At 59.7% G+C, this 24,222-nt stretch carries 22 protein-coding genes; 3 read left to right on the forward strand and 19 right to left on the reverse strand.

Translation table 11 applies throughout. The features are described 5' to 3' along the window. The first annotated feature begins 184 nt into the window (after positions 1–184). On the forward strand, positions 185–1,657 hold the full coding sequence (locus tag Q0063_RS01930) for an AAA family ATPase (protein ID WP_297870282.1): 1,473 nt from the start codon (positions 185–187) through the stop codon (positions 1,655–1,657). Here Q0063_RS01930 and Q0063_RS01935 read toward each other — a convergent pair. The 7 genes from Q0063_RS01935 to fliD all read right to left on the reverse strand — a co-directional run bounded on the left by Q0063_RS01935 (position 1,603) and on the right by fliD (position 11,454). After that, on the reverse strand, positions 1,603–2,907 hold the full coding sequence (locus Q0063_RS01935; RefSeq protein WP_297870283.1) for a hypothetical protein: 1,305 nt from the start codon (positions 2,905–2,907) through the stop codon (positions 1,603–1,605). The genes Q0063_RS01930 and Q0063_RS01935 overlap by 55 nt on opposite strands. A 33-nt stretch (positions 2,908–2,940) precedes the next feature. Next, on the reverse strand, positions 2,941–4,842 hold the full coding sequence (locus tag Q0063_RS01940) for a cell division protein FtsA (RefSeq protein WP_297870284.1): 1,902 nt from the start codon (positions 4,840–4,842) through the stop codon (positions 2,941–2,943). Positions 4,843–5,196: 354 nt separating this feature from the next. Further along, on the reverse strand, positions 5,197–6,990 hold the full coding sequence (locus tag Q0063_RS01945; RefSeq protein ID WP_297870285.1) for a methyl-accepting chemotaxis protein: 1,794 nt from the start codon (positions 6,988–6,990) through the stop codon (positions 5,197–5,199). Positions 6,991–7,053: 63 nt separating this feature from the next. After that, positions 7,054–7,791, reverse strand: a complete 738-nt coding sequence (locus tag Q0063_RS01950) for a cell division ATP-binding protein FtsE (protein WP_297870286.1) — start codon at positions 7,789–7,791, stop codon at positions 7,054–7,056. Positions 7,792–7,840: 49 nt separating this feature from the next. After that, positions 7,841–8,209 (reverse strand): hypothetical protein, encoded by a 369-nt coding sequence (locus Q0063_RS01955; protein WP_297870287.1) that lies wholly within the window; start codon positions 8,207–8,209, stop codon positions 7,841–7,843. 26 nt (positions 8,210–8,235) lie between these two features. Continuing rightward, entirely contained in the window at positions 8,236–8,613 is a 378-nt protein-coding gene (gene fliS / locus Q0063_RS01960) for a flagellar export chaperone FliS (protein ID WP_297870288.1), read from the reverse strand. Positions 8,614–8,646: 33 nt separating this feature from the next. Further along, positions 8,647–11,454, reverse strand: coding sequence for a flagellar filament capping protein FliD (gene fliD / locus Q0063_RS01965; RefSeq protein ID WP_297870289.1), 2,808 nt, complete (start codon positions 11,452–11,454; stop codon positions 8,647–8,649). 161 nt (positions 11,455–11,615) lie between these two features. Between fliD and Q0063_RS01970 the strand changes: the two genes are divergently transcribed. Beyond that, entirely contained in the window at positions 11,616–12,395 is a 780-nt protein-coding gene (locus Q0063_RS01970) for a ParA family protein (protein ID WP_297870290.1), read from the forward strand. A gap of 33 nt (positions 12,396–12,428) precedes the next feature. Continuing rightward, positions 12,429–13,121, forward strand: coding sequence for a late competence development ComFB family protein (locus Q0063_RS01975; RefSeq protein ID WP_297870291.1), 693 nt, complete (start codon positions 12,429–12,431; stop codon positions 13,119–13,121). A 384-nt stretch (positions 13,122–13,505) separates the two neighbouring features. Here the strand turns inward: Q0063_RS01975 and Q0063_RS01980 are convergent, their stop codons facing one another. The 12 genes from Q0063_RS01980 to fliP all read right to left on the reverse strand — a co-directional run bounded on the left by Q0063_RS01980 (position 13,506) and on the right by fliP (position 24,215). Then, positions 13,506–14,786 carry an EAL and HDOD domain-containing protein gene (locus tag Q0063_RS01980; RefSeq protein ID WP_297870292.1) on the reverse strand — a complete coding sequence of 427 codons (1,281 nt, stop codon included), beginning with the start codon at positions 14,784–14,786 and terminating at the stop codon, positions 13,506–13,508. Positions 14,787–14,802: 16 nt separating this feature from the next. After that, complete coding sequence (locus Q0063_RS01985) at positions 14,803–15,729, reverse strand: chemotaxis protein (RefSeq protein ID WP_297870293.1); 927 nt, start codon at positions 15,727–15,729, stop codon at positions 14,803–14,805. A gap of 30 nt (positions 15,730–15,759) precedes the next feature. Further along, positions 15,760–16,239, reverse strand: a complete 480-nt coding sequence (locus Q0063_RS01990; RefSeq protein ID WP_297870346.1) for a chemotaxis protein CheD — start codon at positions 16,237–16,239, stop codon at positions 15,760–15,762. Beyond that, positions 16,229–16,852, reverse strand: a complete 624-nt coding sequence (locus Q0063_RS01995; RefSeq protein WP_297870294.1) for a chemotaxis protein CheC — start codon at positions 16,850–16,852, stop codon at positions 16,229–16,231. Before Q0063_RS01995 ends, Q0063_RS01990 begins: the two co-directional genes overlap by 11 nt. Before the next feature lie 20 nt (positions 16,853–16,872). Then, positions 16,873–17,625, reverse strand: coding sequence for a flagellar hook-basal body protein (locus tag Q0063_RS02000; RefSeq protein WP_297870295.1), 753 nt, complete (start codon positions 17,623–17,625; stop codon positions 16,873–16,875). A 15-nt stretch (positions 17,626–17,640) separates the two neighbouring features. After that, the gene (locus tag Q0063_RS02005; RefSeq protein WP_297870296.1) at positions 17,641–18,393 is read right to left on the reverse strand and encodes a flagellar hook-basal body protein; all 753 of its coding nucleotides are present in this window, start codon (positions 18,391–18,393) and stop codon (positions 17,641–17,643) included. 4 nt (positions 18,394–18,397) lie between these two features. Next, complete coding sequence (locus Q0063_RS02010) at positions 18,398–19,219, reverse strand: sigma-70 family RNA polymerase sigma factor (protein WP_297870297.1); 822 nt, start codon at positions 19,217–19,219, stop codon at positions 18,398–18,400. Further along, positions 19,216–21,321, reverse strand: coding sequence for a flagellar biosynthesis protein FlhA (flhA, locus tag Q0063_RS02015; protein ID WP_297870298.1), 2,106 nt, complete (start codon positions 21,319–21,321; stop codon positions 19,216–19,218). Before flhA ends, Q0063_RS02010 begins: the two co-directional genes overlap by 4 nt. A 63-nt stretch (positions 21,322–21,384) precedes the next feature. Then, positions 21,385–22,467 (reverse strand): flagellar biosynthesis protein FlhB, encoded by a 1,083-nt coding sequence (flhB, locus tag Q0063_RS02020; RefSeq protein ID WP_297870299.1) that lies wholly within the window; start codon positions 22,465–22,467, stop codon positions 21,385–21,387. 23 nt (positions 22,468–22,490) lie between these two features. Continuing rightward, positions 22,491–23,255: a flagellar biosynthetic protein FliR gene (locus tag Q0063_RS02025; protein WP_297870300.1), complete on the reverse strand. Its 765-nt coding sequence runs from the start codon at positions 23,253–23,255 to the stop codon at positions 22,491–22,493. Positions 23,256–23,268: 13 nt separating this feature from the next. Beyond that, positions 23,269–23,529 carry a flagellar biosynthetic protein FliQ gene (locus Q0063_RS02030; protein WP_297870301.1) on the reverse strand — a complete coding sequence of 87 codons (261 nt, stop codon included), beginning with the start codon at positions 23,527–23,529 and terminating at the stop codon, positions 23,269–23,271. Between the two features lie 11 nt (positions 23,530–23,540). Further along, on the reverse strand, positions 23,541–24,215 hold the full coding sequence (gene fliP, locus Q0063_RS02035; RefSeq protein ID WP_297870302.1) for a flagellar type III secretion system pore protein FliP: 675 nt from the start codon (positions 24,213–24,215) through the stop codon (positions 23,541–23,543). Positions 24,216–24,222: the final 7 nt, after the last annotated feature.

Below are 24,222 nucleotides of genomic sequence, written 5' to 3' on the forward strand. Positions count from 1 at the left end.
TTTTCGCGCCTCTTTTTTCGCGCCTCTTCTTTTTGCGCCTCTTTTTTTTCGCCTCTTTTTTTTGCGCCGTTTCCCGGTTTCCTCCGCCGGGCCTTCCCCTCCCGCCGGACTAAACCGCCGCGGTTTGGGAAATACTGGTATTATTGATTTCCGGCGCGGTTTCGCGCCTGTCCGGAGGGTTTTCATGAATCTTAGCTTTTCTCAGTTCTGTTCCGCCGGGCCAGAGGCCTATGCCACGCTGCGCCGCTGCGTCGACGAGAGGAGCCGCCTGGGCGGCGGCTGTGAGTTTCCGGACTGCCGGATGCCCCAGGGCTGCGTGCCTGCTCAGGCCGTCCTGGGCTTCTCCCGGCAGGGAAACGCCTATCTGCTCTACTGGAGGCCGGCAGTGGCTTACCACGGGAGCAGCCGGGTGCTGGCGACGCTGTTCAGCCGGAGCGTCTGGCGGTTTGACAGCTATGAGTCCATGGCGGGGCGGCTGCTGTCCCTGCGGCGGGAGACTGCCGCCCAGCCCTACCACCCCGCTCCACTGACTCAGGAACGTCCTGCTCCTCTGACTCAGGACCGTCCCGCTCCCCTGACTCAGGTCCGCCCGGCCTCCATAACGGCGGAGCCCCGGTCTTCCGTCTGGCCCTCCCTCTTCTGCCGTCTCCGGGACGCCCTGGGGGAAACCGTCCTGGGGCAGGACCAGGCTGTGGAGGCCGCGGCCTACCGGCTATACAGCCACTGCGGCAAAAAGGCCCCCGCCCGGCCCCTGTCCCTGATTTTCTACGGCCCCACCGGTGTGGGAAAGTCCGAGCTGGGGAAGGCCCTGGCCCCCGCTCTGGAGCGCTGCACCGGCAGGCGCTTTCAGCTCGTTTGGACGGAGCTGAACACCTTCACCCAGCCCCATTCCGTCCACCGGCTCACCGGCGCGCCGCCGGGCTATGTGGGCTATGAGGACCAGCCCGTATTCGAGGCGGTGAAGCGCAACCCCTCCACGGTGTTTATGTTCGACGAGCTGGAAAAGGCCCACCCGGAGGTTTTGAAGGTCTTTATGTCCATTCTGGATGAGGGGCGCTGCACCGCCCACCGGGCCGACGAGGACGGGGGGCGGGAGCTGGATTTCCGGCGCTGCGTCTTCGTCTTCACCACCAACCTGGACCTCACAGACTCCGGCGGGCGGCCTGTGGGCTTTTCAGACGGCGGCGAGGCCGTCCTCCAGCCGGAAGGGACCAAGGCGCAAAAAACAGCCGCCTCGCCGGCAGAGCTGGCGGAACGGCTGTTTCAGGAAAACGAGTCAGCCCGGCGGGCCATGGTGCGGCAGGGAGTCCTGCGGGAAATCGCGGGCCGGTTCAGCGGCCTGATTGGCTTCCAGCCCCTGAGTGACGCCGCCCAGGCGACCATCACCCAAAAACAGATTCAGGCCCTGGGCCGGGAATACGGGCTGCACATCACCCAGGTAGACCCGGAAACCGTCCAGGCGCTGACGCCCAAGGGGGCCCTGTCCGCCCGGTCCTCCGTCTGCGTGCTGGAGGGGCTGTTAACCCCCCTGTTCGCCCCGGCGGCGGAAGGGCGGTCTTACCGCCTTTCCGGCCCGCCGGAGGCCCTCCGGCTGCTGCCTGTCTACGGTTCTATCTCCAGCTCCTCCACGGAGTTGCTCTCGGTGTCGTACCGGTAGACATGCTGCCCGTCGGCAGACAGGAAATAGCTGCCGGCAATCTCATTGCTGCCGGTCTGCTGATTCACCGAATAGGCGCTGATTCGGACGCAGGGACTGCCATAGACCATAATCAGGCCGTCCTGTACCAGGACATTATACTCCTCCATGCTGCTGCCCTCCAGACCCAGAACGGCGGGGTTCAGCTGCTTGAAGCCCTCCACCGTCAGTCCGGGGGCCTGAGGCGCAGACGCAGGCGGCTTGGGATCCCGCACCCGGCCCGAGGGCGTATCCACCGTGACGGAACAGGAATCCTCATCCCATTCCAGCAGAAGAGTGTGCACAATCTCGTTGTCAATGTCCCCGTTTCGAGCCAGGGTCACGGTGGTCACAGGCGGCGACGCCGGCGCATCCTCCGTGGCCTCCTTCCCCTCGAAATCCGGAAGGTCCGTCCGGACCATCTCCGCGTCAATGGCGGAAAAGCCAGCATCCTCCTGGGTCATCAGAACGGCGTACGCGGCCATCAGGCCCTTGGGGTCGCTGACGCCCTCATAGGTATAGCGGGTGACGGTAACCTCCTCCGCTTCCTCTGCGCCTTCAGCTTCCTTCGCGCCCTCCGTACCTTCTGCCCCTTCTGCACTTTCCGCATCTTTCGTGCCTTCCGTGCCTTCCGTGCCTTCCGTGTCTTCCGCCTCATCTGCGGCGGGGGCCTGCTCTCTGGGGATTTTTTCCTCGTAGACCACCACGGTGTCCTGCACCGGCAGGGCGGGCACCCCGATCTCCTCGCTGAAGAGGTACACAACCGGCGCGGTAATGGGCTCCAGAGGCTTGTCGGCCTCCTTGCCGCCCTTTCCCTTCAGGAAGAAGAACACACCCGCAGCCACCGCAATGGCCACCAGGGGCAGCAGCAGCAAAATCTTTTTCTTGCCGCCCTTTTTGCCCGCCGCCTGGGCCTCTCCGCCCTCGGCGCCCTTCTCAGGAGCCCGCTTCGCCGCCAGCTTCGCGGCCTTGGCAGATTGGGCGGCGGCCTTTTTTTCCACCTTGGCCACCTTGGCGGCGGCCTTCTTCTCGGCCACAGACACCTTTTTTGAAATTTTTGCCGCCTGCTTCTCCGCCTTGGCCGCCTTTTTCGCGTCTTTCGCCGCGGCGGCAGCCGTTTTCTTTTCGGCGGCTTTTTTAGCCTTGGCTATCTTTTTCGCCGCGTCGCTCTCCGCCTTCGCGGTGATTTTAGCGGTTTGCTGCGCAATCTTTTCAGCTGCATCCTGTTTCAAGGTCTCACTCTCCTAGCTCCTTTTTTCCCCACCTCAGCGGATGGTGACGGAATCCCGATCCTTCAGCACCTGCCGGAACCCGCATTCCACGCCGTTCACCGACAGCTGCACCGGTCTGTCCAGATGCTCCAGGTCCAGACCGGACTTCTCCAGCAGGTCCATCACATAATGGGGCTGGTCGTTTTCCTTCGCCGGCAGAACCAGGGGCCTGCCGTTTAAAACCACCTCCAGAGTCCGCCGGCGGGGGGCCACGCGGGGAGCGGGAGGCGGGGCGGGCTGGGGCTCAGGCCTGGGTTCAGGTTGGGGCTCGGGTTTAAGCTCTGGTTCGGGTTCGGGTTCGAGAACTTTTTTCCTGCTCTCCAGCGTCAGGATGACGTCCCCCTGCCGCAAAGGCGTCTTCATAGGCGCCTCCTGGTTGTTCAGCAGCACCCGGCCGGAGAAATCCGGTCCCAGCAGCTCTCCCAGGGTCTTCGCCGCATCGGCGCCGGGCCGGGCGGGGGTGAACTGAATGCGGTCTCCCGCGTGAATCACCGTGGTAATAGGGGCGTCGGCGTCGTTGACCCGGAGGACCGCCGGGGCGGCGGGTTCCCCCCGGAGAAGCACATGCCGCCCATCCAGGGTAACGCCCAGATTTTTGCCGGAACGGCCCAGCAGGTCGGCGTAGGTGTATCCGTTCATCAGCAGGATATCCCGGAGGGTCAGGACGCCGCTGCGGAAGAGCTTGGCGGCGCCGCCGTTCAGCGTCACCACATAGCTGTCGTTCAGCAGGCCCAGGGCGGCGGACACAGCAATGCCCAGAGGCGTGGCGTACTCCGGATTGTTCAGGTCCAGATCGTCGGAAAAGGCGCTCTTGACGTAATTGCTCCCGGCAATGGCAACCCGGCGCTCGTCCATCTCCAGGCTGGCCGCCACCCGCTCCCGGAGGCCGTCCAGCTTGCTGCCGCCGCCGGCCAGGAACAGCGCCGACGGCGCACCGCCGTTGAGCCCCGTCACCTGCTCGGCAATCGCTGAGGCCAAACGGCCCATGGGCTCCTGGATAATCTCCCCCAGGGCCTCGTGGCTCACCGTATTCTCCAGACCCAGAATATCCGTATAGTGGAGGTCCTCATGGGTGGCCAAATCCCGCTTCAGCTCCTCGGCGGTTTTGAAGTCCACAAGGAAGGCCCGCATAATGGCCTCCGTAATCTCGTCACCGGCAATCGTCGCCATGGTATACCCGGTGACGCTGCCCTCCCGGCAGAGGGCAATATCCGTGGTGCCCGCGCCGATGTCTACCAGGGCCAGATTCAAAAGACGCAGCTCCGCCGGAATGGCGGCGTTCATGGCGGCAATGGGCTCCAGGGTCAGGCTGGCCACCTGGAGACCCGCCGCCCGCATGGCGGCGTACAGGCTTTCCACCACCTCGCCGGGGAGGAACGTAGCCACCACCTCCGCCTCGGCCTTCTGTCCGCTGTGGGCCAGCAGGGAGTTCAGGGGATAGTTGTCCAGCCGGTACTGCGCCACGGTATAGCCCACCATGAAGAACTGACGCCGGCTCTCATCGTCAATCTGCAGGGCCTCCTCCGCTGCGGAGAGGGCCCCGGCCTCCAGGTGGCTGATGATCTCGGCGGTAATGGATTTCTCATCGGTCAGGTCCATGCTGAAGCTGCCCCGCTGGGTCCGCAGGGCCCGTCCCGCAGCGGCTACGCAGACCCGCTCCAGATGGATGCCCAGCCGCTCTTCCAGCCGCTCCGTCACCGTTCTGGCAAGCCCCGCCACCTGCTGGATGTTGTCAATCTGTCCATCCATCATGGAGCGGCTGCCATGCTCCGCCATTTCTATATCCAGGGCCTTGAACCGTCCGTTCATTGGCCGGCCCACCACGCCGATGACGCTGCGGGTGCCTATATCCAGGGCATAGATCAGGTCCTGCTCCTGGGGTCTGTAGTCCGTCATATCCCTGACACTCCTTTTCTGTCATCACAGAGTCTGCTCTCAGGCAGACTCCGGCACTCCCAAAACGGGCGCGTCCCTGCCGGCGCCGCCCCCTGCCGTCAAACCGAAATGTTGCCAGAAGGCGGACCTGCCGCCTTCTGGCAACCATTGCAGGGAACCCGGTGTGCGGAACGGCATTCGCTCTCCGCGCAACCGCTTATCTTCAGAACCCGTGTTCACAGCCGCCGAACACCCTATGAGCGGTTTGCTCCCGCTCCTCGTTCAATTTTCCTGCCCTACGGCAGTATGCCCGCGAAAATGCCCGAATCGGGAGGAACACGCCTTGTTTCGTCCTCCGGCTATGAATGCAGCTTCTCAGTACTTGCTGAAGGGGCTGGAATCTCCGCTGTATCCGGCATAACCGCTGTCCGGCTCCGCCACGCTGTCGTCAGCGGCAGCATAGCTGGGGGCGGGAGCGGGGCTTTCATAGCTGCTGCCGCTGTCATTGCGCAGACGGAACTTGCTCATCAGGCTCTTCATCAGGGAGGCCTGGCTGCTGAGCTCCTCGCTGGCGGCGGCGGATTCCTCGGAGGTGGCGGAGTTGGTCTGCACCACGGAGGAAATCTGGTCGATGCCCTCGGTGACCTGGGCAATGGCCTCGGCCTCCTCCTCCACAGCCTTGGCAATCTCCTGGAGGGCGGACATGGACTCGTCGGTGGCTTCCACGGTCTTGCTCAGGGACAGGGAGACCTTTTTCACAATCTCGCTGCCGTCCTGAACAGAGGCGATGGAGTTGTCAATCAATTCCTTGGTGGCCTTGGCAGCCTGGTCGGACTTGGTGGCCAGATTCCGCACCTCGTCGGCAACCACGGCGAAGCCCTTGCCGGCGCTGCCGGCCCGGGCGGCCTCCACAGCGGCGTTCAGAGCCAGGATGTTGGTCTGGAAGGCAATGTTCTCAATGGTGGCAATGATCTTGCCGATTTCCTCCGAGGAGCTGGAAATCTTCTCCATGGCCTTGACCATCTCGTCCATGTACGCGGCGCTCTCCCGAACACGCTGGTCGGCGTTCCTGGAGTGGTCCATGGCGATTTCGCTGCGCTTGGCATTGCTCTGGGATTTCTCGGAAATATCAGCAATGGTGGCGGACAGCTCTTCCACGGCGCTGGCCTGCTCCGTAGCGCCCTGAGCCAGAGCCTGGGCGCCGGTAGACACCTGCTCGGAGCCGGCGGAAACCTGCTCGCCGCTGAGGGTGATCTGGGCCAGGGTGTCGCTGAGGCTGCTGTTGATCACACGGATGGATTTGAGCATGTTCACCAGCTCGCCTACATACAGCTGTTCAGCATTGGTGCGGCAATTGAAGTTTCCGCTGCCCATCTCCTCCAGGAGACGGCAGGTATCGCTGATAACACCGGAAAGGACACGCTGGCTGGTCCGCAGGGCGTCGCACATCTCGCCCAGCTCGCTCTTGCTCTCATAATTTACGGGGATGTCCAGCTTGCCCTCGCTGAAACCAACCAGGGCCTTGCGAACCTCCTCCACAGGAACTACAATGCTCTTGATGATTGTCAGCGCGATGCGGAGCACTGCCACAGTGGCGATCAACATCGCCACAATAATGGAAATTATTGCTATCGTGGAAATGATATTCTGCCGCGAGATAATGTTGGCCTGCTCAGACTGGAGCCTGGCAGCCAGCGCATCACCAGCGGATGCAGCCTGGTTCAGAGCGGGGGTGCAGGTACTTACGATCATATTGGCCGCCTGCTGCTGATTGGTCCGAACAGTCTGTCCAATTGTGACAGCCTCCTCCTCCCATTCCTCTACCATGTTAACAAAGTTGTTCAGCTCGGTCTTATCCTCAAGGGGATAGATACTGTTCAGAGTAGCTAACTGAGAGGCCAGCTCATTGATTTTGCTGTTGCAGGTATCGACGCTGGACATATTGCCGGACAATACCGCGTCACGCAGGTTACGGGCGGCAATGTTGTAATCAATGCGGCAGTCGGACGCCAACTCATTGGATTCCACATACTTTTCCAGAATGTTAGTATATTGCCTCTTCTGTACTGTCATCAGGATCAGCGCTGCGATGATAATAATTACAGAGACAATGATGGTAATGCCGTACCCCACGACCAGGCTCTTCCTGATCTTCATGTTCTTAATCATTTCTGATTTCCTCCTCTTTATGTTCGGTTCCTGCTTATCTATCAATCATCGGCTCCGTGCTGCTTACATCACGTCGCCGTATCTTCCCTTTTTCACGTCACCGAAAATCTGTCCGTCCACCAGCGTCACCACCCGGCGGCGCATGATGTTCACATATTTGCTGGCGTGGGTGGCCATGATGACCGTGGTTCCCCGGTGATTGACCTCCATTAAAAGCTGGAAGATATCCCAGATATTATCATCGTCCAGATTTGCGGTAATCTCATCCAGCACCAGGATAGGCGGACTGTTAATCAGGGCCCTGGCCAGCTCCACACGGCGGCACTCCCCCACCGACATCTCGGCAGGGTACTTCTTCCCGGCCCCCCGCATGCCGACCAGTCCCAGCACCTTATCCACCCGCTCCTGCAGATGCTTTGCGTTTTCAAAGCGGCGGCGTCCCACCTGAGCCGCAACCCAAAGGTTTTCCTCCACGGTCATTTTCCGGATCAGGCTGTGTTCCTGCTGCACCTTTCCGAAGAGAATGGCCATGCGGTTGTGGCTCCAGGGAATCAGCTTGGTCAGATCCTTCTGGTCCAGACTGACCCGGCCCCGGTCCGGCTTGAGCTTGCCGGAAATCAGATCCAGCAGCGTGCTCTTCCCGGCTCCGCTGCTGCCGATGATGAAGACGAACTCTCCCTGCTTGATGGTCAGGTCGATGTTCTCCACCCCGGTCTCAAAGCGCCGGCCTCCGTTCTCCTTCCGCTGCCGCCGGCTCAGCTTATAGCGCTTTGTTACATTTTCCAGCGTGATCGTGGGCATAGTACCTCCGCGCGTGGATGCCCCCGGCACTGGGCCGGGGGCTCCGGCATTATTGATAAATCGACTTTTCCCGGGTCACCTTTCGGTTTACAATCCGGTCCAGGTCCACCAGCTGCTTCAAAAGCCTCTGATTGATAGCCGCCTGATTGGCCAGGGCCGCCTCCTCCGGCGCCGGCGTACCGGACCCCTTCAGAAGCGCCTCCATGGGGCCCTGCGCCTCCTGGGGAAGCGCCGCCTTCAGCTGGTCCAGAACCTGCTGCCCCCGGCGGAGCTTTTCCACAGGCTCCTGCCGCATGGCCACCAGCATCTGAACCGTCACCTGATCATTGCGGTCCACCGCCTCCGCCAGCTGGCGGGTCAGGTCGTAGGTCTCGTTCAGGGCCGTGTAGATCCGCTTCAGCTGAACATGAATATTCATCAGCGCGGATGCCTCCATCCTCTCACCTACTTCCCGGAATCGCCGCTCTTCTGCGCCTGACGGAAGGCGTCCCGCAGCTCCCCGATCATGGACTTCACATGGGCCAGCAGGTCCTGCCGCCGGCCAATCTTCACCCGGCCCAGCTCATAGGTGAAATACTCATAGAGCTGGGTCAGGTTTTTGCTGATGGGATACTGCCGGTCCAGCGTATCATCCAGATACTGGATGATCTCCACTGCCCGCTGCACCGAGGCCTCAAAAACGGGATAATCCTGCTTCTTCAGCGTGATTTCCGCCTGGGCAAGGCGCTTAAAAAGCTCGTCATACAGCAGAAGAAGCAGCTCGCCCTGGGTCATGGTGTTGACGCTTTGCTCCTTATATTGGTTGAAGCCCTTCATATCCATCGTCTGTGAATCACCGCCTTTTCATGCGCTTCATCAGCCGCCCATCAGCTGGGCGAAGTAAGAGCTCTGGGAATTCATCTGGGCCACCAGCTGCTCCAGCTGAGAGAACTTACTGGTGTAGTAGTCCACCTGGTCGCTCATTTTGTCTTCCCACTTCTCAATTTCCTTGTCAATCTTATCCAGCTCCTGCTGGATGGTGTTGGTATACATGGTGCTGGGGGCCAGGGGGGAACCGGCCTTGCTGACCAGCACGCCCTTGCCGCCCTCGGTCTTGCCGTACAGCTCCAGGGGCTGTTTCAGCGCCTGCATCAGGCCGTTGCTCTTGGCTCCGGAATCCGTGCTGGCGGTAAAAGCGTCCCGCACGGCGTCCGGGTCGTTGTTCAGCGCGTCCCGGAACTTTGTCTCGTTAAACTCCAGGGTGCTCAGGCCGTTGGAATAGTTCACGGTAATGCCCGCCGCCCGGAGGGCCGCGCCGTTCTCGCCGGTCATGGACACAGCGGAGGTCAGGCGGGTGTACAGGCTGCGCAGGTCGTTATCGCCAAAGAGGATGCCGGTCTTGGCCTTTTCCTCCCAGGCCTCAATGGTGCTCTCGGACATGCCCTCCTTGTCCTCGTCGGTCAGGGGCTCATACCGCTGGTTTTTGCTCTGGTTGCGATACAGGGGCAGGGTGGAATAAGCATTCTTGATCTCCGTCACCATGGCGTTGTAGTCCGCCACCATTTCCTTCACCACGTCCACAATTTTGTCCGCGTCGGAGCTGGTTTCAAAGGTGACGGCCTCGGCCTTGTCGTCCCGGACGGCAGTTTTCTCCGTGACAGCGGAAACGTCCATGGCCTGGTCGCTGCCGGCGTCAAAACGCAGGCGGCCCTGGGCGTCCACCCGGGCGTAGACCTCCTCGCCCTTATGGTTCTCAAAGGTCAGCTTCCCGTCCTCGTCCATGGAGCCGTATACGGTCTTGCCGCTCTTTTCGTCCAGGAAGGCCAGTCTGCCGTCGTCCAGCTTTTCCGCGCTGAACTGCTTGCTCTTGCCGTCTCCCTGGTCCACAGAGAAGAGAGGGTTGCCCTTCTCGTCCAGGGACTGGCTGACGTCATATTTGATATTTCCGTCCTCGTCGGTCTCGTAGCCAAAGGTCCCCTTGAGGTTGATGGTCATGCCGTCCAGCTCCACACTGTTGGAGCTGCGGGTAATTTCTCCCAGGGAGGTTCCGTTGATGCTGACCTCCAGAATGGCATCCTGGCCCTTGGTATAAGTTCCATCACCCTTGTCGTCATAGGTGCCGGGCGCGCCGAACAGCTTGGAGGACAGGCCCTCGAACCGGATTTCGCTGGCAGCTCCCGTGTCCTTGGCGGTAAAGGTCAGCTCGTTGGTCAGCTTGGAATAGCCCACCTTGACCCCGGAATCACTGTTGCTGTTCATGGTGTTGATTACCGTACTCAGGGTGGTATTTTCATTAAACCGCCCCACTTCCTTGCCGTTGACCTTAAAGGAATAGAGCTGGTTTCCGTCGGTGTCCGTCACCGGCACCTTTGTGACCTTACCATTGCTGTCCACTTTCAGCTCATAGAGCGCTTCCAGATCCTTAAAGCCGTCCTCGCCCAGCAGCTCGCCCAGCGTCTTGTTAGTATTGAGATAGCTGGTGATCTGATTGCTCTCACCGAAGCCAAGGGTCTCGCCCTTGGTAGACTGGACGGAAAAAGTGGAGCCCTTCTGTCCAGTGGTAAACTGGAGCTGGATGCCCTTTTCGCCGCCGTTTTTGTCGCTCACCGTCAGCTTGCCCTTTCCAAAGGCCTCGTCAATATTTTTCTGGAGGGCTTCGAGATACGCCTGGTCCCGCTCCGCCGGGGTCCGTTTATCGTCCTTGTCCGCCTTGATATCCTTGGCGGTGGGCATTTTCACGGTCTTGGTGACGCCGTCCAGAGTAATCTGAAGGCTGCCGCCCTTGGAAGACAGGTACTCCAGGGTGCTCATGGTCTCCTTCATATTTGCCACGCCTGAGGCGTCCAGGCTCTTGACCTGTTTGCCGTATATACTGCTGAGATCCTGGCCGCCCAGCAGCTGTTTCTTTACGCTGTCACTGGCCGCACTGATATAGACATTGTTATTTTTGGGGTCCGCAAAGGTGATTTTGCCGTCCTTGACCTCGGCCCGAACCAGCTCCTCGGTCAGCTCCTTGCCGGTGTAGCTCTTGCTGCCGATGATCACCGTCTGCTCTTCCAGCTGCCGGTTGATCTCGTCCGCCAGCTCCTGGGCGTTGTCATAGGTCTTGGTCTCGTCAAAGTTGATGGTCAGGTAGCTCAGCGCGTTGGAACCGCCATAGGCCAGGGTCATGCTGCCGGAAAAGGTGCTGACGGTCATATCCTTGTCCAGGTCCATGGACCCGGGGGCGGCCGCAGACACGGTTCCGGAATTGAAGTCGGAGGTCTGTTTGTCCAGGAAGGTTCCGCTCAGCTTATAGGTGGCGGCGGAGGCCAGCTGCCGGACCCGGTCCACCCGGATGTCGCTGTTGGAGCGCCCGGTGGCGGTGACCTTGTCGGCATTGCTGCCCTTGGCCACCGTTTTCACCGCCTGATCGAAAAAGCTGGTGGACATCAGGTTGTTGGAAGAACGGTAAGACGTGTACTTCGCGAGGAAGGACGACATCTTATCGATCATGCTTCTGTAGGACTCCTGCTTCCACTCGGTCTTTGTGCGCTTCTGGCTCAGGGATGTGATCTTGTTTTTGTACGCGGATATCGCGTTTTCGATCATACCCTCCGTATCCAGACCGCTGGCGAGGCCGGAGATGACATTTCTGCTTCCATAAATGCTGCTTGCGCTGCTGACGCTGCTGACAGAGGCCATATACCCCACTCCCTTCATAATATCAGGCGATTCGCCGCCTCACGGAGGCGGTGAATCCTTCCAAGAATTTTTTTGATATTCCTCTATGTTTTTTTATCGACATATAGTATAATAAAAATAAGAGGTCCGCGTTTAGTTTTTACAGTAAGGAGGAAAATCCTTTGACACAGGTTATCACCGTCACAAACCAGAAGGGCGGCGTGGGCAAAACCACCACCGTCTCCGCCCTGGTCTGCGGTCTCACCCAGCGAGGCGCACGGGTTCTGGGCGTCGATCTGGACCCCCAAGGCAACCTGGGCTTCACCCTTGGCCTGGACATCGGAGACGGCTACACGGTCTACGATGTGCTGACCGGAGCACACCCCATTGAGGCATCCATCTCCCACACGGACTACGGAGATATCCTCCCCTCGGACATCATGCTCTCCACCGCCGAGGTGGCCTTTACCGCGCCCCGCCGGGAATTCATGCTCTCCCAGCATCTGGACGCCGTCAAGGACCGGTATGACTTCATCATCATCGACACGCCCCCGGCCCTGAACATCCTGACCATCAACGCTTATGTGGCCTCCACCGGGCTCATCGTCCCCATGGAGGCGGAGGTGCTGAGTCTGGTGGGCGTCTCCCAGATTCAGGACACCATTGAAACCGTCCGCAAATCCTTCAACCCGGATCTGAAGGTCCTGGGCATTCTGCTGAACAAATATAACCAGCGCCTCACCCTCTCACGGGAAATTCTGGACCTCGCTGAGGCGGTGGCTGAGCAGCTGGACAGCCGGGTGTTCCCCACCAGAGTCCGCCGGGGCGTGGACGTGGCCATGGCCCCTGCCCACGGACAGAGCGTGCTGACCTACCAGCCCCGCTGCAAGGCCGCCATGGACCTGCGGAAAATCGTGGACGCCGTGGCCGGTCCCCGGTTCCCCGCTCTTAAAAGACGCTGACAACAGATCAACGACAGTAAAGGAGTTTTTATTATGGCTTCCAGTAACAGCAGCAAAACCGCCCATGTCATGAACCTTCTCAGCAAAAACCGCGGCGGCGCTCCCGCCCCGGAGCCCGAAGCGCCGGCCGAGAAGACCAAACCCGCCGAGCCCGCCGAACAGGTCGAGACCGTTGAAAAGCCCTCCCCCGTGGCCCCTATCATCTCCTCCATCAATGCCGACGCCGCCGTCTCCAACCAGATCAAGGACGCCCTGGAAGCGGAGCTCACCGAGGATTCTCCGGCGCCTCCCCAGACCCCCCAGGAGAAGGCCGCCCCTCCCCGGCCGGCGGAGCCCGCTCCCCCCAGCGCCGAGGAGCTGATGGACCTGCCCCCCATCAGGCCCGCCGAGGAGCCGGCAAAGGCACCGGCAAAAGTACCGGCAGAGACCCCCCCAGAGGCGCCAGCAGAGGAGTGCTATGTCAACGTGATGCAGCTTCTGGTAGAGGAAAAGGCAGAGAAGTACATGCAGATGTTCGGCGTCTGCTGCTGCGAGCGCTGCCAGCTGGACGTCAAGGCCTTTGCTCTGAACCACCTGCCCCCCAAGTATGTCTTCATGGGCCCTGACGAGCGGGTGCCCCGCCTGACGGTGTATGAGGCCCAATACAGCAGCGACATCACCGCTCAGCTGCTCAAGGCCTGCACCATCGTCCACGAAACGCCCCACCACACCCGTCCGTCCCTCTGAGGGCCAGGCACGCCGGTCTGTCCGGAATCCCGCCGCCGCGGAATCCCCGGGGCGGCGGGCAAAGTCCGCCCTGAAAACCATATGCCGGTTTTCCGGCGCGCTGACCTGCCAAAAAAGGTTCGACACGTTTCTGTGCCGAACCTTTTTCTTTCTTTATAGTCACCGCAGTTGAAAAGAAGCATTTGCTTCTTTTCAACAAGTGCGGCGATGATTCGCCGCACAGGCCGCAAAACGGCCTTGCGGTGGACTTCATAGCCGGCACAGGGGCTTTTTACCTAGCCCGTCAGCGGCTCCGCCGCTGGTTGAAAACCGGTATCTGCCGGTTTTCAACTGTGCTGACTATATCAGCCCTTCCGGCAGGGTTCCGCTTCGGAGCCAAGGGGCTTATTCCTTCCCCTCATCCTCCGGCTCCTGGTCCTGATAGGCGTGGGTCAGCTGATCCCAGAGCACGCCCACATTCTCCATGCAGTTGAAGTAGATGGTGGTCAGCAGCTGGTTGGGGATGCCCAGCTCCTCTGCCATGCGGTTAATCCCGTCCCAATCGGCGTTTTCATAGCTCAGCACCAGCTTGTAGAGCATGCCGCAGCGGCCCTCGCCCCGCACCAGGCCGTTTTTCACCTCGTCGGCCACCGGCAGCTCCTCCAGAATCTCCTCCAGCGGCGCATCTACCAGATAGTTCAAGGTGGAGAACATGCCCATCAGATAGGCCTCGGACCGGGAGATGGGCATATTTTCGGCGTGCTTCATCAGCTCACTGCAAAAATGGGCCCGCATAAAGGATTTCTTCAGGAATTCCTCCGTGCCGGGGTCGTCGTTCTCGCCGCTGTTGGCGGCACTGAGGAGGTAAACCCACTGCCGCAGCTGCCCCAGGCCCAGGGTCATGATGGCCTGGTTGATGGTGGTGGCCCGATGCCGCAGGGCGAAGAACACGGAGTTGGCCATTTTCAGCAGGTTATAGCTGAGACTGGCGTCCATGGAAATCAGCTGCTCAATCTCGTCCACATCCGGCTCGTCCCGGGTCAGCGCCACCATCAGGCGGAAAAAGTTGCTCTGGAGATAGGCGCTGCTGTGAACCTTGGTGGTAATCTTCTCGGCCACATAGGGCCCCTCCACCGCGTCGGCGTTGAGAGAAATGGCCTTTTGGTACTGTTCTGCCGTCTCAATATGGGAGATGATGCACTTTTTGTTCATGCTGTGGGCCACTTCCACCGTGTTCCGGATGGTAACGTCCGTGGCGGTTTTTGCATTCAGCTTGATGTACTCAATGCTGTCCAGCAAAGCCAGATACCGGGGGGCGAACTGGAACTCGTTGACGGCAATCTTATACCCCTCCTTGGCATACTGGTCCACGAAGTGCATGGACAGGGGGTGGATAATCACGCTGTCGTCAATTTGAATGACCAGCTCCGACTTGTCAAACAGCCTGGGCGTTTTCTTCATCAGCAGCATGGTGGTGAAGGTCATGAAGTTCAAGGATCCCTTCAGCGTCGTTGTGCTGTTCTGCGTCAAAAAGCTGTAGACCGTATCCGCAGAAGCGAACTCATTGGCCGGGCTGTTGCTGTCCGAGCTGAACGCCTGATTCTCGCCATGGTATACGATCTCATATCCCAGGATTTTTCCAGAGGTATCCTTGATCGGCTGCCTTACAATATATTTGCTGCTCATGGTGTTCCTCCCGCTTTTACTTGCTGTGCTTCTCTTCCAGCAGGTGATCGATCACCTGCACCAGATGTCCGATTTCCGGCTTGCTCATCTGCTCGTCGGCGCCCAGCTCCTTGCCCTTTTGGCGCATCTCCTCCGTAATCAGAGACGAGAAGATAATCAGCGGCAGATGCTTCAGCTCCTTGTCGTCCTTAATCAGCTTCGTCAGCCGGTGTCCGTCCATCTGAGGCATCTCGATATCCGTAATCACCAGGGACACGTAATCTTCCAGATTTTTCTTGCCCCTGACTTCATTCAGGTAGCTCCAGAGCGCCTGACCGTCGGGGAACATCTTGGTATTGACATAGCCGGATTTGTGGAGGGCCTCCTCAATCATCTTGCTGAGCAGCACGGAGTCCTCCGCCACCACAATGGCGGCGTCGCTCCGCTCCCGTTGGCCCAGACGCTCAATCTCAGACATCTGAATGGTGGTCTCCGGGGCAATCTCTGCCACAATCTTCTCAAAGTCCAGAATGGTCACCAGGTCTTCGCCGCACTGGGCAATTCCGGTGGCGATGCCCTCGTTTCCTCCGGCCACGGTCTTGTCGGGCTTCTGGATGCTCTTCCAGGAAATGCGGCTGATGCCAACCACCGTGTGGACACGGAAGGCAATATTCATCTTGTTAAAATTGGTGACGATGAACAGGTCCTTGGGCTTTTTCTCCCCGGGCTCCGACAGCAGATACTGAGGCAGGTCCACCACTGTGATGACCTGATCCCGGGGCTTGAAAATCCCCTCCACCGCCGGATGGGCGTGAGGCATGGGCTTCACCGGCTGGGAAACCAGAATCTCCTTGACCTTCGCCACATTGATTCCATACAGGCTGTCATTGATGGTAAACTCCATGACCTCGATCTCATTCGTACCGGATTCCAGCAGGATGCCCCGCTTGTCCTCTGCCAGCATATTCCGCACTCTCCTTTCAAAGGTTGTCTCTTAAATAATCAGCTCTTTCCTGCCATAACAGCGGACACAGCCCAGGCCGGTGGCCGGGTCGAACAGCAGCGTCCGGGCCACGGAACCGCCCACGTCCTCCTTCAAGAGCTGGATGCCCTCTTTTTTCAGGTTCAAATGCACGCTTTCAATATTGCGCTGTCCGATATTGCCAAGGTTTCCGCCGCTGACCTCGAACATTTTGGCTCCGCCGGCAATTTTGGCGGTAATCCGTGCGCGGGAGGCGCCTTTCGACTCCATCAGGCGCAGCGTTTCGCGGATTCCGGTATCCGCGTATTTAAATGTGTTTTTCCTTCCGGGCTCCATATTCAGCGGCAGCATAATGTGAACCATTGCAGCCAGTTTGATACGCTGATCGTACAGACAAATCCCAATGCAGGAGCCCAGGGCGTAGGTAATCAGCATGCCGCTGTCCTTCGCCATTTTCATGTCCGCAATTCCGATCGTGATTTTATTCTCCACTGTCAACGCCCAGCTTCCTTAGCAAAAAGTTCAATGAACGGATATCCGGCGACAGCAGCAGCCGGCAGGGAATCTGCTTTCCGCTGCACACAAAATCGCCGCCGATGGTCATAATATAGTCGGACTGGCCGCCGTACATCGCCATGGGCACCGCCATAATGGCCCCCTGCATATCCACGGTAAAGGCCGGAACCGTCAGGTCGATGTCGATGCCCGCAAGGCCCGTGAGGGCATTGATGAAGGTGGAAATCATGATGTTGCCCACCTCCGTCAGGGCGGAGCGCTCCATATCCCGAATCTGCTCGTAGCTCTCCACCTGCTCGTTCAGCATGCTTTCCGCCACCAGCTTCACGAAGTCCAGCTGCTGAACGGACAGCATAATGCCGCTGAGCTGATTGCTCATGCCCACCAGCACGCCGGCGGTAATTTCCTCCGGTCCGCCGATCCACTCAATGGCCTCGTTATAGCTCATGATGCGGACCTCCGGCTGCTGGATGCGCACCGGCTTTCCAATCAGGGAGGACAGCGAGGTGGCCGCGTTTCCGGTACCGATGCTGCCAATCTCCTTCAGGGTATCCAGCTCCAGAGAGGACAGCTCATTGTAGTTCTTCATACCCATGACATCCCTCCCTCTTAACTGCGCAGGCTGTTGATGGTGGACTCCACCTCGTCGGAGGTCTGCACCATCTTCAGCGCCAGTCCGTAGGCCCGCTGAGCCTCAATTACCTTGGTATACTCCTCCGCCAGGTCCGCGTTGGACATCTCCAGCAGACCCTGCACCGCCTTGGCGGCGCTGCGGCGCATACCGCCGTTTTTGTCCACGGCGATGAACCGGGTCCCGTCCACGTGCTGCATGCCGCTGTAGTTGATATAGTCGAACACGCCCACCGGCTGAGCCTCTTCCCGCTGGGAGGGGTCCACCTCAATCATGCCGCCGGTCTCACCGAGGACAAAGCGCCCTTCGTTGTCGGAGAGATAATAAATCCGTTCCATCTCCGGCTGCCCGTACTGGTCCACCTGTCCGTTGGGCCGCATCAGCTCCGAGAGGCAGAAGGCGCCGTTCCGGGTCAGGGTCACCTCATTGGTATTCAGGTCCACCAGGGCGAAAAAGCCCTCTCCGTCAATCATGTAGTCCTGACTGCGGCCGGTGTCCGCCACCGGGCCGGCAGAAAAGTCCGTGTCCACCTGCCACAGGGCGGTGCCCACGCCGTAAGGGCGCATCTCAAAGTCCGTGGCCTTGACATCGTCGTACATCAGCGCGGCGAAGCGTCCCTTTTGGGCCTTGTAGCCGTATGTATTGAGGTTTGCTATGTTGTTTCCCTGAACGCCCATGCGTTTTTGCTGCTGGTGGGCGCCGATGGCGCCGATGAAAAAGGATTGATTCATCTTTCAGCCGCCTCCTTACTGCATCCGGCCCACATCTGTGGCAGCCCGCGACATCAGCTGGTCGTACATTTTGGAAATCTGAGCGGCGCTCTGTAACGCCCGCTGGTAGGTAATCATCTCGGTCATCTGCTTCACAACATCGCTGTTGGAGCGCTCCAGATAGCTCCACCAGACTTCACTGTCCTGGCTGAGCTCCGCGTTTTCCCCCTGGAAGAGCCCCCGGTCCGTGTGAACCAGAGCGCCGTTGTCCTCAAAGCTGTAGATTCCCAGCCGGCCGATCAGGCCGCCCTCATTGTAAAAGATCTGCCCCTGCTTGTCGCAGTTGATCTTGTCGGTTCCCAGGTAAATGGGGTTCTGGTCCGGGCCCAGGACCTGGCCGAAGCCCGGCAGGCAGAGATAGCCGTCGTCATCCAGGGTGAAGTTGCCCATTCTCGTATAGTACACCTCGCCGTCGGGATTCTGCACGGCGAAAAAGCCGTCGCCCACGATGCCGAAGTCCAGACTCAGCCCCGTGGGCTCCATGGTGCCCTGGGTATAGTCGGTATAAATTTCGCTGGTGGCCCGGATATAGCTCTGCCGGCCGATTTCCTGGCCCTCGCTGAAATTGGTGCCCACCCGGGCATACATCACATCGTCGAAGGTGGTCGCGGTGTAGCGGTCCTGCTTATAGCCTGCGGTTGAGACGTTCACCAGGTTATTGGCCACCACATTCAGGTTGCTCTGGTGGGTCAGCATGGCAGAGGTCAGATTGTAAAAGCCCTTGAACATATGATTACCCCTTTTTTCTCCTGGTTTGATTTTCCGCGGCCCCGTTGAGATAGGCCTCCATATGAACGCGCAGCTTCTGGAGCGCCCGGGTGTGAATCTGGGAAATACGGGGCTCGCTGAGCTCCATCACCTGCGCGATCTCCTTCAGGTGCAGATTTTTTTCGTAGTAAAGGGAAAGGACGATCTGCTCGTTCTTCCTCAGCTGGGAAATTCCCTGGGCCAGGGCCCGCTGGGTCTCCCGCTCCTGGAGCATCGCCTCCGGCTGGCCCTGGGTGTCCCCCGAGGGGACCTCCAGCTGATAGCCGGTGGTTTCCCGGGTGTCCATCAGCACATCCAGGGAGAGCACATTGCTCAGGGCAATGTTGGCGGCGTCCTTCTGATAGCGCTCCGGCGTCACGCCCAGGCGCTCCGCAATCTCGGCGTCGGTGGGATACCGCCCCAGGGAGGCGGAGAGCTCCGAAACGGCCAGGTCAATCTCCTTGGCCCGCTTCCGGACATTCCGGGGCATCCAGTCCTGCTTCCGGGCCAGGTCGATGACCATTCCCCGGACGCGCTTGGAAACGTAGGTTTCAAACTTCACGCCCTTGTCCGGGTCGAACTTGTCGATGGAGCCCAGCAGGGTCAGGATGCCCTCGTTGATGATGTCGTCAATCTGGGCAAAGCTGCTGTAAACCCCCCGAATCTGCATGGCGGCGCTTTTAATCAGGCCCTCGTACCGGAGGACCAGCGGCCATTTCAGACTCTCGTCCCCCGTCTCCTTATAGAGCCGCAGCAGGTCCTGGGTTTCCATCTCCTCAATTTCCCGCTCGGTATAGGCGGCCGTCATGTGCCCACCGCCCTTCTCTCGGGACGGGCCTCCAGGGTGATGTTGCCGATAGCCTGAATCTGAACGGCGTTGGTAATCTCATTGAAGGAAAGCACATATACGCTGGGGAAGAACTGGGTAATCATCTTGGCGAAGTAGCCCCGGATGACCTGGCTCACCAGAATCACCGGCGTCTGAGAGAGATCGTTGAACTTCTTGATCTGGGCGGAGAGCTGAGAGACAATCTGCTGCATCAGCTCCGGCCCCATGGCCAGGTAAACGCCCTGCTCGTTCCGGGTCAGAGAAGCGATGATCTTCTTCTCCACCTCGGCGTCCAGGGTGACCACCCGCAGCTGACCGTCCTCGCAGAAGCGGCGGGTGATGGTCCGGGCCAGAGCGCCCCGGACCTGCTCCGTAGCGGAATCGACGTCCCGGCCCTGCCCCAGGGCGTCGGCCAGGGTCTCCACGATGGTGGCCAGGTCCTTGATGGGCACGCCCTCCTTCAGTAGGTTCCGCAGAACCTTTTCCAGAACGGAATAGGAAATGATATTGGGAATGGCCTCCTCCACCAGCTCGGGCGCGCTGCGCTTCAGGTTATCCACCAGCTGAATGGTCTCCGTCCGGCCCAGCATCTCATAGGCGTATTTCTTCACCGTCTCAGACAGGTGGGTCAGCATGACGGACAGGGGATCGATGACGTTGTAGCCGTAAATCTCCGCCATTTCCTTGTTCTCCGGCAGAATCCACCGGGAGGGGATGCCGTAGGCGGGCTCGATGGTCTCGATGCCGTCGATTTCCCCCAGGGGATTGGCGGGCTCCAGAGCCAGGTAGTAGTCCACCAGGATCTCGCCCCGGGCCACCTCCTCGCCCCGAATCCGGATGACATACTGGTTGGTCCCCAGAGATGAAGCGTCGTGGAGGCGGATGGAGGGGAAGACGAAGCCCATGTCCTGGGCATACTGCCGCCGGAAAATAACGATGCGGCTGATGAGCTTGCCGCCGTGGCTCTCGTCCACCATGGGAATCAGGCTGTATCCAAATTCCATTTCGATGGGCTCCACCGAAAGGAGATTGTAAACGTTGTTGATATCCTTGTAGTAATCGGTTTCGCTGGGCGCCGCCGTTTCCGCCGCGGCTGCCTGCTGCTCCGTGGCCGCGGCAGCGGCGGCCTCCTCGGCCTTTTCCTGTTCCAGCCGGCGGCTGATGAACCAGCCGCCCCCCAGCAGCACGCCGCCGCCCACAAACAGGGCCAGATGAGGCGTGTTGGGGATCATCGCCAGGAAAATCAGAATCACGCCGGTGGTCATAATGGCCCGGGGCTGTGCCTTGAACTGGGAGACGACGTCCTTGTTCAGGCTGCCCTCGGAGACGGACCGGGTGACAATCATGCCGGTGGCCGTGGAAATCATCAGCGCCGGCAGCTGGGACACCAGGCCGTCACCGATGGTGACGATGGAATAGCGGGAAATCACGTCGGAAAAGGTGCCCCCGTTCATCAGTATGCCGATCAGCACGCCGCCGATAAAATTCAGCATGGTGATGATGAGGGACATCACCGCGTCGCCCTTGACGATTTTGGTGGCGCCGTCCATAGCGCCGTAGAAATCCGCTTCCTTTTGAATCTTGTTCCGCCGGTCCCGGGCTCCCTGCTCGTCGATAAGGCCGGAGGAGAGGTCGGCGTCAATGGCCATCTGCTTGCCGGGCATGGCGTCCAGGGTGAACCGGGCCGCCACCTCGGCCACGCGCTCGGCGCCCTTGGTGATGACGATGAACTGCACCAGCACAATGATCAGGAAAATCAGCACGCCGATGACGATGTTTCCGCTGGTAATCAGGTTTCCGAAATTCTGAATCACCTCGCCGGCATAGCCGTGCTGGAGAATCTGCCGGGTGGTGGATACGTTCAGTCCCAATCGGAACAGCGTGGTAATCAGCAGCAGGGATGGGAAAATGGAGAATTCCAGAGCGTCGGAGATGTTCATGGTAATCATCAGAATCATCACCGACAGTCCGATATTGATGACCAGCAGGAAGTCCAGCATCGCAGGGTGCAGCGGGATGATCAAAAACAGAACGATGACCACGACGCCCAGGGATATTGCGTTGTCCATAATCCGTTTCATCCGTCGCTCACCTCCCGTCCTTCAGTTCCTTTCTGCCCTTTCCCTCCGGGGAAAACGGCTCTCTTATTTGCGCGGCTTTGTAATCTGGTCCTTTCCGTTCAGGCGGAAGATGTAGACCAGCACCTCCGCCACTGCGTTATAGAGGGTGGGCGGAATCTCCTGATCCACCTCCGTCTCCGCATACAGGGCCCGGGCCAGGGGCACGTTTTCAATCACGGCCACCTGATTGGCCTCCGCCACGCTGACAATCCGCAGCGCCAGGGAGTCCTGGCCCTTCGCCAGAACGATGGGGGCGTTATCCTGCTCGGGCTTATAGCGCAAAGCCACGGCAAAATGAGTGGGGTTCCGGATGACCACGTCGGCCTGGGGCACCTGCTGCATCATGCGGCTCTGGGCCCGGCGGCGCTGCATCTCCTTGATTTTCCCCTTGATCTGAGGGTCGCCCTCCATCTGCTTGTATTCTTCTTTAATTTCCTGTTTGCTCATGCGGATCTGCCGCTCGTAATCCCACCACTGGTAGAGAAAATCCGCGGCGGCCAGGGCGATAAAGGCAATGGCGATCCGCACAACCATGCCCATGCTCTCCTCGAAGAGGTGGCCGCAGGCCGCCCTGATATCCACATAGAGATACCGGGCGCTCTCGTGAAACATCCCCATGAGGCTCAGATAGATGATGACCATGAGGACGGTTATTTTCAAAATGCCCTTCAGGGCGTTGATTACGCTTTTGAGGGAAAACAGCCGCTTGAACCCCTCCAGGGGATTGAGCCGGCTGAACTTGGGCCGCAGCAGCTCGCCGCTGACCAGCAGACGGGTCTGGGCGAAGGTGGCCACAATGGCGCACAGCGCCGTAATCACAGTGATGGGCAGCACGGTCTTTCCCATCAGCAGCATTCCCTGAAGCATCAGTTCCCACAGGATGCTGCCGAGGTCACCGGCCGGCGCGGCGGCACACTCCAGAATGCAAAAGCGCATGAAGGCGGTCAGCTCCTCAGCGATGTTCCCCGCCAGCAGCCAGAAGCTCATGAAGGAGCCCAGAAGCGTCGCCACGGCAACGGCGTCCTGACTGAGGAAGACGTTGCCCTTCTTCCGTTCGTCTCTTCGCTTTTTTGGCGTTGCCTTTTCGGTTTTGGAGCCCTCGGCCATGCTTCATCCCCCCTTTCCCGGCCTCAGCCGGTCATAGCCAGGATTGCGGCCATGTCGTTCAGCATCTCCCGCTCCAGAGTCAGCAGGTATTCGCTGAACGGCACAATCAGCGCCAGCAGCAGCGCCAGGCCGATGATGACCTTCAGCTCAATGTTGATGGAGAACACATTGATTTGGGGAATGACCTTCATCAAAACGCCCATGCCCATCTGTCCGATCATCTCCGCCGCCAGAATGGGCATGCAGAGCTTCACCGCCAGCACCGTGCACTCCGCGAACAGCATCAGCATGGCGTCCGCCACATCGGGGCCGAAGGAGACCCCGCCGTAGCCCACCACCTCGCTGGATGTGAGCATCATCCGCAAAAGGGTATGATGTCCGTTGCCCGCGAAGAACAGCAGCGTCATCAGCGTATTCAGCAGCACGCCGGTGACGGACATGTTGGACTGAGAGCCGGAGTCGTAAATCTGGCTCATGGTCATGCCCATCTGGGTGTCGATGGTGTGTCCCGCCAGCTGGGGAATATAAAAGAAAAAACTCACCACCATGCCCAGCACGAAGCCCAGGGCCAGCTCCAGCAGGACGGCGGCCGCGAAGGCCGGCAGTCCCACCGGCTCGGGGACCTCTCCGCCTGTGACGGAGTAGGTAAACGCCGACATCACCAGTATAAAACCGGCCCGGAAGGTCCCCGGAATGTTCTGCCTTCCCAACAGGGGATTGAACAGCACAAATCCGCTGGTGCGGGCTGTGATATAGAGAAACAGCGTCAGCGCGCCCATGTCAATCATATGCCCGCCTCCGCTACACGGTCATCAGCGCGAAAATCTCCCGGGTATACTCCTGAAGCGTATCCAGCATCCAGCCTCCGGCCAGCAGCAGCACCCCCACCACGATGACCACCTTCAGAATAAAGCCGATGGTCTGCTCGTGGATCTGGGTCACCGCCTGGAAAATAGCCACCACCACGCCGGCCAGCATACTCAGCACCAGCATGGGGCCTCCCAGCTTGATCACCACCCCCACGGCCTCCCGCAGGACGTCCGTCACCATCGTCGTATCCATGGCCCGCCCTCCTAGTTAAAGGTCCGCACCAGGGTGGAAAACAGCAGCTCCCAGCCGTTCAGACTCACGAACAGCAGCAGCTTGAAGGGCGCGGAAATCATGGACGGCGGCAGCATAATCATACCCATGGACATCAGGGTGCAGGACACCACAATGTCTATCAGCATAAAGGGAATATACAGCAGCAGTCCGTAGGTGAACGCCGTTTGCAGCTCACAGGTGACAAAGGCCGGCGCCAGCACCCGCAGGGGCACCTGCTCCGCCACCGTGGCGGTGTTCACCGGGTCCGGCATCTCCACCTTCGCCAGGTCGCAGTACATCTCCAGGGTGTTCACCTTGGTGTTGCGGGCCATGAAGTCCTTCAGGGGCACCTCGGCCCGGCGGAAAAACTCCTCCTGGTCAATCTCCTCCGCGATATAGGGGTCATAGGCCTCGGTCTTGATCTGGGAAAACACGGGGGACATGGTGAACAGCGTCAGAAACAGGGCCATTCCCACGAGAACCAGGTTGGGCGGGGTCTGCTGGGTGCCCATGGCCGTGCGGAGAAAGGAAAAGGAAATGATAAACCGGGTGAAGGAGGTCATCATCACCACGAGAGAGGGCAGGAGCGTTATCATCGTGGTGAGGAACAGGATCTCCAGCGCCTGCACGCTCTCGCCGTTTACATTGATTAACGCATCAGGCACCTGGGAC

Origin of the sequence: uncultured Oscillibacter sp. (assembly GCF_947654275.1) — a bacterium.
Lineage (GTDB): Bacteria > Bacillota > Clostridia > Oscillospirales > Oscillospiraceae > Oscillibacter.